This window comes from Amycolatopsis sp. NPDC034160 (genome assembly GCF_055575355.1).
On the sequence record NZ_JBVISU010000017.1, the window covers coordinates 1 to 15,226 of the forward strand.

A 15,226-nucleotide genomic window follows, 5' to 3' on the forward strand; every position below is an offset into this window, starting at 1 on the left:
GCCCGGTCCCATTCCGAACCCGGAAGCTAAGCCTGACAGCGCCGATGGTACTGCAACCGAAGGGTTGTGGGAGAGTAGGACACCGCCGGACTAACTTCAGGACAGGGTCCTGACCAGGGTCGAGAACCTCTGACAGGTTCTCCCCGGTCAGGGCCCTGTCTCTTTTCATGTCCATGGACGGACTACAGTGGTCCGTTGGCGCGCCCGGTGGGTGTCGCCGGTATCGAAAACTTTTTCAATAGTGGCAGGAGGCCAGGTGTCCGAGTTCGGTCGACGTGACTCAGATGATGGCGCGTCCGGCCGGTCGGGTCGCCGGGACGAGAGTCCCCGCGGAGGCCGGTCTGACGCGCAACGAGGTGATCGGCGCGGTTCCGCCGGCGGCGGGCAGGACCGAGGCGGTCGTGACGGTGGCTACCAGGGCCGCCCGCGCCGTGATGATCGCGGTGCCCGCGGTTCCGGCAGCAGCTATCCCGGCAAGCCCGCGCGCAGTGGTGATGGTCCCCGTGACCAGCGCCCCGGTGGCAGCCGGTTCGCCGGTCAGGGCCGCGACGAGAACCGTCCGCGCTACAACAACAACGACGACCGCCGTGGCGGTACCGGAGCAGGCGATCGCCGCGACGACCGGTCCGGTGGCCGCGACAACGACCGTCGTGGTGGCTACCGGTCCGACGACCGGCGTGACAGCCGCGACACCCGTGGCGGCGACCGCGGCGGGTACCGCTCCGACAATCGTGGTGGTGACAGTCGCGGCGGTGACCGCGGCGGCTACCGGTCGGACAGTCGTGGCGGGGACTCCCGTGGTGGCGATCGCGGTGGCTACCGGTCGGACAACCGTGAGAACCGCGGTGGCGACCGTGGGGGTTATCGCTCCTCCGAGGGCCGTCCCGAGCGTCGCTACGACAACCGCTCCGACAACCGGTCCGAGGGCCGGTACGAGAAGCGCCCCGACAGCCGTCCGGCTCGCTCCGGCTACAGCTCGGACAACCGCGGCCGTTCCGACGACCGCCCGTCCGGCAACCGCTACGAAGGCCGTCCGCAGGGCAAGTCCTACGGCGACCGCGACAAGCGTGGCGGCAGCGACGACCGGCGCCCCTCGTACCGCGACGACCGCGGTGGTGCGCGTTCCGGCGGCTACGGCGGCGACCGTGGTGACGATCGCCGTGACGACCGGCGTGGTCCCTCCTCGGGCGACCGCCGCCCCACTGGCGGTGGCTACGAGCGCAAGAGCTTCGGCGACCGTGACCGCGGCCGCGATGACGACCGCCGTGGCGGCTACCGCCCCTCCGGCGATCGTCCCGAGCGTTCCGACCGCCCAGTCCGTTCCGACCGTCCGGACCGCAAGCCGTCCGACCGGCCGGAGAAGCGGTACGACGACAAGCGTGGCGATTCCCGCGGCGGCGAAGGCCGGTTCGAGCGCAAGCGCGACGACCGTCCCCAGCGCGAGCGTTCCGAGGGCCGCAAGGACTTCCGGTCCATGCCGCGCACCGAGGACAAGCCGGTCGACGACGAAACCTTGGCGCGCGAACTGCTGTCGGCTCCGGAACTGCCCGAGGGCATCGAGTTCTCCGACCTCGACGAAGAGGTCCGTCGCGAACTCCGCACCCTGCCCAAGGCACTCGCGGAAACCGTCGGCAAGCACCTCGTCGCGGCAGGCGGACTCGTCGACGAAGACCCTGAGGCCGCGATGGAGCACGCCAAGTACGCGAAGGCCAAGGCGTCGCGTGTCCCGATCGTCCGTGAGGCGCTCGGTCTGGTGGCTTACCACGCCGGCAACTGGTCCGAAGCGCTTTCGGAGCTTCGAGCCGTGCGCCGGATGACCCGCGCCGACGACCACATCGCGATCATCGCCGACGCCGAGCGTGCCATCGGCCGCCCGGAGCGGGCGCTGGACCTCGCGAAGGAGGTCGACAAGGAGCGCCTGTCCAAGGCGACCCAGATCGAACTCGCGATCGTCGCCGCCGGTGCGCGCCGTGACCTCGGTCAGCTGGAAGCCGCCGTCGTCTCCCTGCAGGGCGACGACCTCAAGGCGGAGAAGCGCGACCCGTGGAGCGCCCGGCTGTTCTACGCCTACGCCGACAACCTCGCGGCCGCCGACCGCAAGGAAGAAGCGATCCGCTGGTTCCTCAACGCGGCAGAAGCCGACGAGGAGGACGAGACCGACGCCGCCGAGCGCGCCGCGGAGCTCACGAATGGCTGACGCCCTGTCGGCCGGGTACGACGCGGTCCTGTTCGACCTCGACGGCACGGTCTATCACGGCAGCACGGTCGTCCCGGGCGCCCCGGAAGCACTCCAGGCGCTTCGGGACGCCGGCACGGCCGTCCGCTGGGTGACGAACAACGCCTCCAAGGCACCCGAGGAGGTCTCCGCGCACCTGGAGGCACTCGGACTGCCCGCCGCCCCCGACGAGGTCCACACGAGCTCTCAAGCCGCCGCCGCCCTGCTGGGTGAGCGGCTGCCCGAGGGTGCCGTCGTGCTCGTCGTGGGGACGGACTCGCTCGCCGCCCAGATCGAGTCGGTGGGGCTGCGTACGGTCCGGGAAGCCGGGCCGGACGTGGCCGCCGTGGTGCAGGGGCATTCCCCGCAGAACACCTGGGCCGCCCTCGCGGAGGCGTGTCTCGCCATCCGCGCGGGCGCGCTGTGGGTGGCGACCAACGTCGACGCGACCCTGCCGTCCGAACGCGGTCTGCTGCCGGGCAACGGGTCGATGGTGGCCGCGTTGCGCACCGCCACCGAGGTCGAGCCGCTCGTGGCGGGTAAACCGGCGCCGTCGCTGTTCACCACGGCGGCACGTGACGCCGGCGCGGAGCGAGCCCTCGTCGTCGGCGACCGTTTGGACACCGACATCGAGGGCGCGGTCGCGGCCGGGATCGACGCGCTCTGCGTGCTGACCGGGGTCGCCGACGCGGCGTCCCTGCTCAAGGCGAGGCCCGAGGAACGACCGCGGTACCTCGCGTGGGATCTGTCCGGACTCGGCGCCCGCGCGGATCTGCTCGAGGTCGGCCCGAAGGACGGCTGGCGGGTCACCGCACCGGGTGACGTGCTCGAAGCCGAGGGTGAAGGCGACTCCTTGGACCTGTTGCGCGCGTTGTGCGCGGTGGCCTGGGAGTCGGGGATCACCGAGGTCCGTGGCGTCGGCGACACCGCCCGCGCCGCGCTCGGCGAGCTGCGCCTCGCCTGACCAGCGCTGCTAACTTGGTGGGGTGCAAGACCACTTCCACCCCGTTCCGCGGCCCCCGGTGCCCGGACCGCCGCCGGTCCCGAGCGACCAGACCGACCGTCCCGAGGCACGCTTTCCCGCCGAGGGACCATCGGCGCTGTACGCGCAGCAGGACACGGATCCCCGTGCCGGGGTCGTCGAAGCCGTGGCCGGCCTCGACGACCTCGCCTCGCTTCCGCTCTCGGAGCACGTCGACCGCTTCGAAGCCGTGCACACCGAGCTGACGGTGGCGCTGTCCACCATCGACAAGGTCTGACCGCGTGCCGAAACGCGCCCGCCTGGACGCCGAGCTCGTCCGGCGGGGTCTGGCCCGCTCCCGCGAGCAGGCGTCCGCGCTGATCGCCGAGGGCAAGGTCAGCGTGCGCGGGATGGTGGCCACCAAACCCGCGACCGGGGTCGAGTCCGGCGCGCCGATCGTGGTGCGCGACAGCGACGACCCGGGCTGGGCCTCGCGCGGTGCGCACAAACTGCTGGGCGCGCTCGCCGCCTTCACCCCACACGGCCTTTCCGTCGACGGAAAGCGCTGCCTCGACGCCGGTGCCTCGACCGGGGGGTTCACCGACGTCCTGCTGCGCAACGGCGCCGCCACGGTGCTCGCGGCCGACGTCGGCCGCGGCCTGCTGGACTGGCGCCTGCGCACCGACGACCGGGTGGTCGTCCTCGACAAGACGAACGTCCGCAACCTGACCCCGGAAGACCTCGGCGGGCAGGTCGACCTCGTGGTCGGTGATCTCTCGTTCATCTCGCTCAAACTCGTGCTGCCCGCGCTGGCCGCCTGCGCGCGGGACGGCGCCGATCTGGTGCCGATGGTGAAACCGCAGTTCGAGGTCGGCAAGGACCGGCTCGGCAGCGGGGGCGTCGTGCGTGACCCGGAGTTGCGGGCCGAATCGGTGCTCGGCGTGCTCGCCGAGGCCGAGAAGCTGGACCTGCGCCTGCGCGGCGTCGTGGCGAGCCCGCTTCCGGGCCCGTCCGGGAACGTCGAATACTTCGTCTGGCTTACCCGCGGGGCGGGGGAGACCGCCGGCACCGACGCCGAACGGCTCGTCCGTACCGCAGTCCTGGAGGGACCCCAATGAGCGATCGCGAGGTGCTGCTCGTCGTGCACCCGGACCGGGACGCGACCCGGGACGCGGCACGCGAGGTATCGGCCCGTTTCGCCAAGGCCGGTGTGCGGCTGCGGGTCCTCGACGAAGACGTCCGGGAGATGCTCGAGGCGGACGGCGGGATCGGCGCGCCCTGCACGGTCATGGCGCCGGAGCAGGACCCGGCGGCCGGGACCGAGCTGGTGTTCGTGCTCGGCGGCGACGGCACGTTGCTGCGGGCCGCGGAACTGGCCAGGCCGAACGGGGTTCCGGTGCTCGGGGTGAACCTCGGCCGGGTCGGGTTCCTCGCCGAGGCCGATTCGGACAAGCTGGCCGACACCGTGCAGCGCGCGGTCGACGGCGATTACCAGGTCGAAGAGCGGATGACCGTCGACGTCACGGTCAGCATCGACGGCGAGGAGACCGTCCACACGTGGGCGCTCAACGAGGCCAGCGTCGAGAAGAGCTCACGGGAGCGCGTGCTGGACGCCCTCATCGAGGTCGACGGCAGGCCCGTGTCCTCCTTCGGCTGCGACGGTGTCCTGTGCGCCACTCCGACCGGCTCGACGGCGTACGCGTTCTCCGCGGGCGGGCCGATCATCTGGCCGGACGTCCAGGCGCTGCTGGTGGTGCCGAGCAACGCGCACGCGATGTTCTCGCGTCCGCTGGTCGTGTCCCGCGACTCGGAGATCACCGTCGCCATCGATCCGGACGGCTCGCCCGCCGTACTGACCTGCGACGGATCGCGGACCTTCGACCTTCCCGCCGGCTCCGCGGTGCGAGTCACCTGCGGCCGGGTGCCGGTGCGGCTGATCCGGTTGTGGGAAGGCCCCTTCACCGACCGGCTGGTGCACAAGTTCTCGTTGCCGATCAAGGGCTGGCGGGAGCGGCACGCCCGCTGAGGAGATGTCATGAACGGGACTTTCATCGCGAAATTCGCCAGGAAAGTCCCGTTCATCTCGTGCCGGGTGCGGGAATGGTCGGGGTAGGCCGCTACGGTGGGCGTCGTGCTGGCCGAGATGCGCATCCAGGGCCTCGGAGTCATCGAGGACGCCCTGCTGGAACTGCACGCGGGCTTCACCGTCGTCACCGGTGAGACGGGTGCGGGCAAGACCATGGTCGTCAGCGGGTTGCACCTGCTCTCCGGCGGCCGAGCCGAAGTGTCCAAGGTGCGAACGGGAATGCTGAAGGCCTTCGTGGAAGGCCGATTCGAACTGGGTGGCGCCGAGGGCGCCACCCGGATAGTCACCGACGCCGGGGCGGAGGTCGACGAGGACGGCAGCGTCATCGCGCTGCGCGCGGTCTCGGTCGACGGCCGCTCCCGTGCCCACCTCGGTGGCCGTTCGGTGCCGGTCGGGGTGCTGGCCGATCTGTCCGAGCAGCTGATCGCGGTGCACGGGCAGAACGATCAGCTGCGGCTGCTGCGGCCCGCCGAACAGCGCGCCGTCATCGACCGGTTCGCCGGTGAAGCCGTCACTGAACCGCTGGAGCAGTATCGCGCGGTACGGGACGAGTGGCTCGCCGTCGTCGCCGAACTGACCGAGCGATCCACCCGTTCCCGCGAGATGGCCCAGCAGGCGGACCTGCTGCGGCATGGTCTCGCCGAGATCGACGCCGTCGCGCCGGAACCCGGCGAGGACACCGAACTCACCGAGCAGATCAAGCGCCTCGCCGCGGTCGACGAACTGCGGGCCGCGGCCAGTGCGGCGCACGCCGCCGTCGCCGGTTCGTCCGACGGGGATCCGGACGCGCCCGGCGCGCTGGGGCTGATCGGCGAGGCGACCCGCCAGCTGACGGGCTCCGAGGACGCCGTGCTCCGCGATCTGGGCCCCCGCCTCGACGAGGCTTCGGTGCTGCTGTCCGAAGTGGGCACCGAGCTGGGGAGCTACCTCGAAACGCTCGACGCCGACCCCGCGCTGCTGGAGAAGGTGCTCGCGCGCCAGGCCGATCTGAAGCGGCTCACGCGCAAGTACGCCGCCGATGTGGACGGTGTGCTCGCCTGGGCCGACGACGCCCGCCGCCGGATGTCCACGATGGACACTTCCGAGGAGGCGCTGGCCGAACTGGCCAAGCGCCGCGACGAACTCGCCGTCACGCTGGCGGAACACGCTCTCCGGCTGTCGGAGGCGCGGGTCGAGGCCGCCGCCGAACTGGCCGAGGCGATCACCGCCGAGATGTCCGGGCTCGCCATGGGGCAGGCGGAAATCGAGATCACCGTCGAGCGGCGCACCGTGGAGGACAGCGACCCGTACGCGGTGAAGGTCGAAGGCAGGCTCGTGCACGCCGGCCCCGACGGCGTCGACGACGTCGAGCTGTTGCTGCGCGCGCACAACGGCGCACCGCCGCTCCCGGTGCACAAGGCCGCTTCCGGCGGTGAGCTTTCCCGCGTGATGCTGGCGATCGAGGTCGTCCTCGCGCACGCGGACACCGTGCAGACCCTGGTGTTCGACGAGGTCGACGCCGGGGTCGGCGGCCGCGCGGCGGTCGAGATCGGCAGGCGGCTGGCGCGGCTGGCGCGCAGCCATCAGGTTCTGGTGGTCACGCACCTGCCGCAGGTCGCCGCGTTCGCCGATCAGCATCTGGTGGTGGACAAGGGCACCAGCGGCGGGGTGACCCGCAGTGGCGTGCGCGTACTCGAACAATCCGAGCGGGTCGTCGAACTCGCGCGGATGCTCGCCGGAATGGAAAGCACCGAGACCGGCCGGGCGCACGCCGAGGAATTGCTCGCCGTCGCCGAGGCCGACAAAAGCGCGCCGGACAAGCCCAAAGCCCGCCGCGGCGGAAAGCGCAAGAAGGCGAAGTAACGGGCCTCGTGAGTGGTAATGACGGTTAGAACCGTCATTACCACTCACGAGACGCTCGCGGAGTGACGCCACCCCGGTGTGGGTTAATCGGCGTGTTCGCTTCGGCGTGGCGGACGCATAAGGCCGCACCGATTTGTCACTATCGGTCGCATGAAGCTCACCGGCTTGCTCACGCGTAACCAAGAGACCCTCCCCGGGATCACCGGCGTCGCCAGGGTCGACAGGCGTACGCGCGAGCTCCTCCGCCGGCTGAGCCCTGGTGACATCGTCGTCCTCGACCAGCTCGATCTCGACCGTTCGACGGCCGACGCCTTGGTGGAGGCCGAAGTCGCGGCGGTGGTGAACGCCTCGCCGTCGATCTCCGGCCGGTTCCCCAACCTGGGTCCGGAGGTTTTGCTCGAGGCGGGCATCCTGCTGGTCGATTCGGTCGGCGGCGAGTTGCTGCGCAAGGTGAAGGACGGCACGAAACTCCGCCTGCACGAGGGCGTCGTCTACGTCGGCGAGCGGCAGATCGGGTCCGGGGTCCAGCAGACACGCGAAAGCGTCGCGGACCAGATGATCGAGGCCAAGGCCGGGATGTCCACCCAGCTGGAGGCGTTCTCCGCGAACACGATCGAATTCCTCCGCCGGGAACGCAGCCTCATTCTTGACGGCGTCGGGGTGCCGGAGATCCGGGTTCCTTTGCGGGACCGGCATGCCCTGGTGGTCGCGGGCGGCAACGGGCACGCCGAGGACCTGAAGAAACTGAAGAAGTACATTTCCGAGCACCGGCCGGTGCTGATCGGGGTCGACGCCGGTGCCGACACCCTGCGGGCGCAGGGGTACCAGCCGGACGTCATCGTCGGTGACCCGCACGGGATCGGCGCGGAAACGCTGCGCAGCGGTGGCGAGGTCGTGGTCCCGGCACAGCCGGACGGGCACGCGCCGGGGGTCGAGCGCATCCAGGACCTCGGGATCGGCGCGGTCACCTTCCCCGCCACGGGCAACGCCGAGGACCTGGCCCTGCTGCTGGCCGACGCGCATGAGGCGAGTCTGGTCGTCACCGTCGGTTTCCAGGCGACACTGCGGGAATTCCTCGACCACGGCCGGTCCGGGTCGAACCCGTCGACGTTCCTCACCCGGCTGAAACTCGGCACGAAACTGGTCGACGGCAAGGCGGTCGCGACCCTGCACCGCAGCCGCGTGTCGATCGGCGCCATCGTCCTCCTGGTGCTGGCGGCCTTGGTGGCCGTCGCGGCCGCGCTGCTGGTCTCCGACGTGGGTTCGGTCTACCTCGACTGGATCCGCGACACCTGGAACTCGTTCATCGCCTGGGGCAAGGGACTTTTCACGTGATTTCTCTGCGGTACCACATCGTTTCCATCGCCGCCTGCTTCCTGGCGCTCGCCATCGGGGTGGTGCTCGGGTCCACGGCGCTGAACGGTTCGCTGCTGTCCGGGCTGGCCGGGCAGAAGGAGGACCTGGGTTCCCAGGTCGCGGATCTGGAGGCGCAGCGCAATTCCCTCAACGCCCGGCTCAGCGACGCGGACGCGTTCGCCGGGGCGATGGGGCCGAAGGTCGTCGCCGGACAACTGGACAAGCGTTCGGTGGTGCTGGTGACCACCGAGGACGCGAAGCCCGCGGACCGCGACGCGCTCAAGCAGCTCGTCGGACAAGCCGGTGCCTCGGTCACCGGCGAGATCCAGCTGACCGAAGCCTTCTCCGACCCGATGCGCTCCGATCAGCTGCGTGACGTCGTGACGCGCTTGCAGCCCGCCGGAGTCCAATTCCCGACCGCGGGCGACCCCGGCACTCTCGCGGGCGCGCTGCTCGGGTCGGTGGCGTTGCTGAACAAGGACAACGCGCAGCCGCAGTCCACGCCGGTGGAACTGGCGGCCGCGCTCGGCGGGCTCACCGACGGCGGTTTTCTCAAGGCGGGCCAGGACGTGAAGCCCGCGCAGCTCGCGATCGTGCTCACCGGCTCCAAGTACACCGGTGACGGCGCGGGCGACCGCGCCTCGACCGTCGCGCGTTTCGCCGCGCAGCTCGACCGGTCCGGCGCGGGCACGGTACTCGCGGGCGACGCCGGATCCGCCGACGGCACCGGCGCGATCGGGGTCGTCCGCGCCGACACCTCGGCGACCTCCATCCTGTCCACAGTGGACAACGCGGAGACCTCGGCGGGCCGCGTCACCACGATCATGGCGCTGCGCGAGCAGCTCGAAGGCGGCGCCGGGCGCTACGGCATCGCCGGCAACGCCCAGGCCCCGGCTCCGGGCATCGCCGCCGCGGGCAACTAGCCACTGGGCTTCCGACCCCGCGCGTTCAGTCCTCTGGATGCGGTAGTTGCACGCGCAAGGACCGCATTCAGAGGACTAAACGCCGGGCCAGCGGCGGGTTTTGGGCAGGGGGCGCGCGCCCGGCGTTCGTCGGTCAATTCGAGTACGCCGAGTCCGGCGCCCGGGACGCCGACGCAGTTCTGCGCGACTCCCGAGGCGTGCGGGCTGTCTTCGATGAGCCCGCACGTCCGGTCCACTGTGGTCACCACGCCGTACCGTCTTCCCAGCAGACAGGCCAGATGCGCGGCCGCTTCGGTGATGTCGACGACCGGGACGTCGAGCAGCCGCCGCGCTCGAGAAGCTGTCCAGCCAGCCAGGTTTCTGCCGATAAACTCGGCTTACGAGCTGTTACGGCTGCGTTGAGCGAGGGGGACGGAGTGGCCGAGGAAGGACCGCGGCAGCCGCTGGCCGCGACCCGGCAACGGGTCCGGGACGAGCTGCGCGAACGGATCCTCACCGGACGGTTGAAGCCGGGGGACAGGCTCGTCGAGCGGGAACTCGCCGAAGACCTCGGCGTCTCGCGAGTCCCGGTGCGTGAGGCCATCCGCAGCCTGGAGGCCGAAGGCTTCCTCGTCGTCCAATCACCCCGGCGCATCGTCGTGCGTCAGCTGGACAGGGCGGACGTCGAGGAGCTGTTCGACGTCCGGGAGGCGCTCGAAGGCCTCGCCGCAGGCCTGGCCACCGAGCGGGCGGGCAAAGCCGGACTCCGGGCGCTCGAACGTCTGCTCACCGACGCCGCGCGCGCCACCGAAAGCGGGGACCCGGCCCGGATCACCCTGCTCAACACCCGGTTCCACGACGAGATCGTCGCGCTGGCGGGCAACGGCCTCCTGCACGAGATCCTGCGGCCGCTCGAAGGCAGACTGCGCTGGCTCACCAGCCAGAACGAGCACTGGGGCGAACTGCTCGACGAGCACCGCCGTCTCTACGACGCGATCGCTTCGGGCGACGCGGACCGCGCGCGGGCCCACGCCGTCGAGCATGTGCGGGTGAACCGTGAAGTCACGCTGCGGGCGCTGTTCCCCGAGGACGGTGGCGAACGCTCCGCGGGCTGAACCGGACATGTCAGACTCGGTGGATGATCACCGACGAACAACGGGCCGCCCGTACGACGCGGGCGGTGGCCGCCGCCGTCTCCGCGGGCCGCGATCTCGGACTGACCTTCGACGAGCCGGAAATCCTGTACGACGTCTTCTCGGTCATCGTGCGCTTGTCACCGTTGCCGGTGATCGTGCGGGTGCCCGCCGTCCTGCCGCCGTCCGCCACTCTCGAATCCCAGCTGACCGGTCAGCGGGGTGAGCTGGCCGTCACCGGGTGGCTCGCCGGACAAGGACTTCCGGTCGTCCCGCCCAGTCCGCTCGTACCCGCGGAACCCGTTCAGCGTGATGGGTTCTCGATGACGTTCTGGCAGTTCGTCGAGCACCGCAAGGACATCGAGATCGGCCCGGCGCGCTCAGGCGAGATCGTCGCGGAGCTGCACGCCGCGCTCCGCGGCTATCCCGGCCACCTGGCCTTCATGGGCGGCCTGGACCCTTTCATCCCCGGTGCCCTGACGTGGCTCGAAGACCGGCCCGATCTCCTCGATCCCGCCGACCTCGACCGCGCGCGCCGGGAATGGGGCGTGTTCCGGCCGCTGTTCGAGTCGGAAGACGCCTTCACCGCGGCCTTTCCCGGGGTCGACGTCCAGACCATCCACGGCGACGCGCCGGCGTACAACCTGATCCCCACTCCCGGCGGCGTCCTGTGGTCCGACTTCGAACTCGTCAACCGCGGCCCGATCGAGCGCGACCTCATGTTCAACGATCCCGAGGGCGTCGAGGCGTACAACGCCGCCGCCAAGGCGGCAGGCTCGCGCGAGGTGGACGACGGCGTGCTCCGGGCGCTCGAAGCCGTGAGCCTGTTGCAGATGGTGGCCTGCCTGCCGATGACGCCGGACCTGCCGGTGCTCGCGGAAGGTATCGCGCCGATGATCGACCAGTGGCGGGCGGCGCCGTTCGCGGGCGGGCTGGGCTAGCCGAGCATCGCGGTCCAGGCTTCGGCGAACCCGGGGTAGGTCTTCCCGACCGTCTCCGGGTTCTCGACCTCGATCCCTTCGACACGCAGTCCCAGTACGGCGGCCGCCATCACCAGCCGGTGGTCGTCGTAGGTGTGGAACTTCCCGCCGTGCAGCGGGGCGGGGGTGATCCGGAGCCCGTCTTCGGTCTCGCGGACGTCGGCGCCGAGTGACGACAGCTCGGTGGCCAGCGCGGTCAGCCTGTCGGTCTCGTGGCCACGCAGATGCGCCACGCCGGAGATGATCGACGGGCCCTCGGCGAAGCACAGCAGCGCCGCGATGACCGGGGTCAGCTCGCCGACGTCGTGCAGATCCAGTTCGACGCCGGGGATCGTGCCGCTGCCGGTGACCGTCAGTCCCGCCGCGTCGAGTTCGGCGGTCGCGCCGAGCACGGGCAGCAGGCTGCGGAGCCAGTCGCCGGGCTGGGTCGTCTGAAGCGGCCAGCCCGCGATCCGCACCGTGCCGCCGGTCACGACCGCCGCGGCGACGAACGGGGCGGCCGTCGAAAGATCCGGCTCGACGATGTACTCGGGGCAGGAAAGCCGGGTCGGCGCGACGTGGAACTCGGTTCCCTCGCGGTCCACGGTGGCCCCGAACCGGCGCAGCATCTCCACGGTCATCGAGATATGCGGTTCGCTCGGGACCGTGCCGCCCACCAGGCGCACGGTGACCCCTTGCTGGAACGACGGCCCGGCGAGCAGCAGCGCGGACAGGAACTGGCTCGACGCCGAAGAATCCAGGTCGACTTTGCCGCCCCGCAGACCCCCTTCGCCGTGGACGGTGAACGGCGGCGCCTCGCGGCGGTCGTCCTCGATCCGGGCGCCGAGGCCGCGCAGGGCCTTCAGCAGCGGCCCGATCGGACGGCGGCGGATGGCCTCGTCGCCGTCGAACAGCGCCGGGCCGGTGCCCAGCGCGGCGAGGGCGGGGGTGAACCGGGCGACCGTGCCCGCGTTGCCCAGTTCCACCCGGACGGTCTCGTCGGGATGCACCCGGCCGTGGCCGAGCGGGTGCACGAGGTAGCCGCCGATGCTGCCCTGAGAATGGGCGCCGAGGGTGGAGATGGCGCCGAGCATGAGTCGCGCGTCCCGGGAGTCGAGCGGGGTCCGCACCCGCGTCGGCGCGCTGGCGAGCGCGGCGAGAACGTAGGCCCGGTTGGTGATCGACTTCGAGCCGGGGACGCGGATGTCCGCGTCGAGCGGGCCTTCCGCGACCGGTGCGGTCCAGGTGTCGTGCGCGTCAGTCACGTCGCGAGAGTAGCGGTTTTCCACTCCATCGGACGCTTGCGGCGTGGCCACTGAGCGCCCCGGCGGGCGTGCGATAAGGTGGAAGCCCGTGGGACTTCAGTCGCGGGCTACCAAGTATGTCTTTGTCACCGGAGGCGTTGCCTCCTCTCTGGGTAAGGGACTCACGGCTTCCAGCCTGGGTCAGCTCCTTACCGCACGTGGGCTCCGGGTCACGATGCAGAAGCTGGATCCATACCTCAACGTCGATCCAGGCACGATGAACCCGTTCCAGCACGGTGAGGTGTTCGTCACCGACGACGGCGCCGAAACCGATCTGGACATCGGGCATTACGAGCGTTTTCTCGACCGGTCCCTCGACGGCAAGGCCAACGTCACCACCGGCCAGGTCTACTCCGAGGTCATCGCCAAGGAACGCCGTGGTGAGTATCTCGGCGACACCGTGCAGGTCATCCCGCACATCACCGACGAGATCAAGGCCAGGATCACCGCCGCCGCCGGCGCCGACGAGGACGGGAACAGCCCGGACGTGGTGATCACCGAGGTCGGCGGCACCGTCGGCGACATCGAGTCGCTGCCGTTCCTGGAGGCCTGCCGTCAGGTCCGTCACGACGTCGGCCGCGACCAGTGCTTCTTCCTCCATGTCTCGCTGGTGCCTTACCTCGCCCCCTCGGGTGAGTTGAAGACCAAGCCGACCCAGCACTCGGTCGCCGCGCTGCGCAACATCGGTATCCAGCCCGACGCGCTCGTCTGCCGCGCCGATCGTGAGCTGCCGGAGGAGCTCAAGCGCAAGATCGGCCTGATGTGCGACGTCGACACCGAGGCCGTCATCGCCTGCCCGGACGCGCCGTCGATCTACGACATCCCGAAGGTGCTGCACCGTGAGGCGCTCGACGCCTACGTGGTGCGCCGCCTCGGGCTGCCGTTCCGCGACGTCGACTGGACCGTGTGGGGCGACCTGCTCGACCGGGTGCACAACCCGTCGGAGACGGTGCGGGTCGCGGTCGTCGGCAAGTACATCGACCTGCCGGACGCGTACCTCTCGGTGACCGAGGCGCTGCGCGCGGGCGGGTTCGCCCACCGTGCCAAGGTCCAGATCGTCTGGGTCGCCTCCGACACCTGCGAGACCCCGGCCGGTGCCGCCTCCGCGTTGTCCGATGTGGACGGTGTGCTGATCCCCGGTGGATTCGGCATCCGCGGTATCGAGGGCAAGGTCGGCGCGATCGCCCACGCCCGCACCCACGGGCTGCCGCTGCTGGGCCTGTGCCTCGGCCTGCAGTGCATGGTGATCGACGCGGCCAGGAACCTGGCCGGGATCAAGGACGCGAACTCGGCCGAGTTCGACGACACCGGCGCGAACCCGGTCATCTCCACGATGGCCGACCAGCGTGACGTCGTCGCGGGCGAGCGCGACATGGGCGGCACGATGCGGCTCGGCGCCTACGTCGCCAAGCTCAAGCCGGGGTCGCAGGTCGCGAAGGCGTACGGCAGCAATGAGGTCTCCGAGCGGCACCGTCACCGCTACGAGGTCAACAACGCCTACCGCAAGCGCCTTTCCGAGGCCGGTCTGGTGTTCTCGGGCACCTCGCCCGACGACCACCTGGTGGAGTTCGTGGAGCTGCCTGCCGACAAGCACCCGTTCTTCGTCGGCACCCAGGCGCACCCGGAGCTCAAGAGCCGCCCGACCCGGCCGCACCCGCTGTTCAGCGCGTTCGTGAAGGCGGTCGTGGACCGCAAGGTCGCCGAGCGGCTGCCGGTCGAGCTGGCCGAAGCCCCCGCGGTGGCGAGGTGACCGAGCCCGGCAAGCACGAGTTCACCGTCGCGTCCACAAGGGACGTCCACATCGGACGGGTGGTGGGGCTGCGGGTCGACGAGGTCGTGATGCCCGGCGGCGGTACGGCCCGCCGCGAGGTCGTCGAGCACCTCGGCGCGGTCGCCGTCGTCGCGCTCGACGAAGACGGCGCGGTGACGTTGATCCACCAGTATCGCCACCCGATCGGGCGGCGGCTGTGGGAACTGCCCGCCGGACTGATCGACAAGGCGGGGGAGGACCCCGTCGGCGCGGCGAAACGCGAGCTGGTCGAGGAGGTCGGGCTCAGCGCCGAGCGCTGGGAAACCCTCGTCGACGTCGCGGCGTCGCCGGGGTTCACCGACGAGGTCGTCCGGGTCTACCTCGCCCGAGGGTTGTCCGAAGTGGACAGGGAGATCCTCGGCGAGGAGGAGGCGGACCTCGTCACGCGGAAGTTCCCGCTCGCCGAGGCGGTCCGGATGGCGCTGGCCGGTGAGCTGGTGAACGGGGCGACCGTCGGCGGCGTGCTGGCCGCGCACGCGGTGCTTTCGGGCGCGGCTTCGTCCCGTCCGGCGGACGCGCCTTGGGAGGACCGGCCGACGAAGTTCGCTTCGCGCGGTCTCTGACCCCCTTTCGCGCGCTATGAAAGGTCCTTTCCTTGCAAAATTTGCAAGGAAAGGACCTTTCATAGCATCCGGGAGGGGAGTCAGAGGGCCGGTGA

General features: G+C 70.7%; 13 protein-coding genes, 1 rRNA gene and 1 pseudogene. 13 read left to right on the forward strand and 2 right to left on the reverse strand.

Translation table 11 applies throughout. The annotated features are described in order from the left end of the window. From rrf to ACZ54P_RS28740, 9 genes are all read left to right on the forward strand, one after another. Positions 1–91 (forward strand): 5S ribosomal RNA (gene rrf, locus ACZ54P_RS28700); the annotation flags it as partial. Between the two features lie 165 nt (positions 92–256). Continuing rightward, a complete protein-coding gene (locus ACZ54P_RS28705) occupies positions 257–2,197 on the forward strand; it encodes a tetratricopeptide repeat protein (protein ID WP_465464692.1) in 1,941 nt (646 codons plus the stop codon). Beyond that, positions 2,190–3,179, forward strand: coding sequence for an HAD-IIA family hydrolase (locus ACZ54P_RS28710; protein WP_465464693.1), 990 nt, complete (start codon positions 2,190–2,192; stop codon positions 3,177–3,179). The genes ACZ54P_RS28705 and ACZ54P_RS28710 overlap by 8 nt, the downstream gene beginning before the upstream one ends. Before the next feature lie 58 nt (positions 3,180–3,237). Beyond that, positions 3,238–3,474 (forward strand): hypothetical protein, encoded by a 237-nt coding sequence (locus tag ACZ54P_RS28715; protein WP_465464838.1) that lies wholly within the window; start codon positions 3,238–3,240, stop codon positions 3,472–3,474. Positions 3,475–3,478: 4 nt separating this feature from the next. Further along, positions 3,479–4,294, forward strand: coding sequence for a TlyA family RNA methyltransferase (locus ACZ54P_RS28720; RefSeq protein ID WP_465464694.1), 816 nt, complete (start codon positions 3,479–3,481; stop codon positions 4,292–4,294). After that, complete coding sequence (locus tag ACZ54P_RS28725; RefSeq protein WP_061985482.1) at positions 4,291–5,202, forward strand: NAD kinase; 912 nt, start codon at positions 4,291–4,293, stop codon at positions 5,200–5,202. Before ACZ54P_RS28720 ends, ACZ54P_RS28725 begins: the two co-directional genes overlap by 4 nt. Before the next feature lie 105 nt (positions 5,203–5,307). After that, entirely contained in the window at positions 5,308–7,104 is a 1,797-nt protein-coding gene (gene recN, locus ACZ54P_RS28730; RefSeq protein ID WP_465464695.1) for a DNA repair protein RecN, read from the forward strand. A gap of 150 nt (positions 7,105–7,254) precedes the next feature. Further along, positions 7,255–8,439 (forward strand): putative cytokinetic ring protein SteA, encoded by a 1,185-nt coding sequence (steA, locus tag ACZ54P_RS28735; protein WP_465464696.1) that lies wholly within the window; start codon positions 7,255–7,257, stop codon positions 8,437–8,439. After that, positions 8,436–9,383 carry a copper transporter gene (locus ACZ54P_RS28740; RefSeq protein ID WP_465464697.1) on the forward strand — a complete coding sequence of 316 codons (948 nt, stop codon included), beginning with the start codon at positions 8,436–8,438 and terminating at the stop codon, positions 9,381–9,383. The genes steA and ACZ54P_RS28740 overlap by 4 nt, the downstream gene beginning before the upstream one ends. A 110-nt stretch (positions 9,384–9,493) precedes the next feature. Here ACZ54P_RS28740 and ACZ54P_RS28745 read toward each other — a convergent pair. Continuing rightward, a pseudogene (locus ACZ54P_RS28745) lies at positions 9,494–9,715 on the reverse strand (aspartate/glutamate racemase family protein); the annotation flags it as partial. Positions 9,716–9,799: 84 nt separating this feature from the next. Here ACZ54P_RS28745 and ACZ54P_RS28750 point away from each other — a divergent pair. Both ACZ54P_RS28750 and ACZ54P_RS28755 read left to right on the forward strand, forming a co-directional pair. Next, positions 9,800–10,477, forward strand: coding sequence for a GntR family transcriptional regulator (locus ACZ54P_RS28750; RefSeq protein ID WP_465464698.1), 678 nt, complete (start codon positions 9,800–9,802; stop codon positions 10,475–10,477). A gap of 23 nt (positions 10,478–10,500) precedes the next feature. Then, on the forward strand, positions 10,501–11,436 hold the full coding sequence (locus ACZ54P_RS28755) for an aminoglycoside phosphotransferase family protein (protein WP_465464699.1): 936 nt from the start codon (positions 10,501–10,503) through the stop codon (positions 11,434–11,436). Here the strand turns inward: ACZ54P_RS28755 and aroA are convergent. Next, positions 11,433–12,719, reverse strand: coding sequence for a 3-phosphoshikimate 1-carboxyvinyltransferase (gene aroA, locus ACZ54P_RS28760; RefSeq protein ID WP_465464700.1), 1,287 nt, complete (start codon positions 12,717–12,719; stop codon positions 11,433–11,435). The genes ACZ54P_RS28755 and aroA overlap by 4 nt on opposite strands. Positions 12,720–12,807: 88 nt before the next feature. Between aroA and ACZ54P_RS28765 the strand changes: the two genes are divergently transcribed. After that, positions 12,808–14,508, forward strand: coding sequence for a CTP synthase (locus ACZ54P_RS28765; protein WP_465464701.1), 1,701 nt, complete (start codon positions 12,808–12,810; stop codon positions 14,506–14,508). Further along, positions 14,505–15,131 (forward strand): NUDIX domain-containing protein, encoded by a 627-nt coding sequence (locus ACZ54P_RS28770; protein WP_465464702.1) that lies wholly within the window; start codon positions 14,505–14,507, stop codon positions 15,129–15,131. Before ACZ54P_RS28765 ends, ACZ54P_RS28770 begins: the two co-directional genes overlap by 4 nt. Positions 15,132–15,226 lie beyond the last annotated feature (95 nt).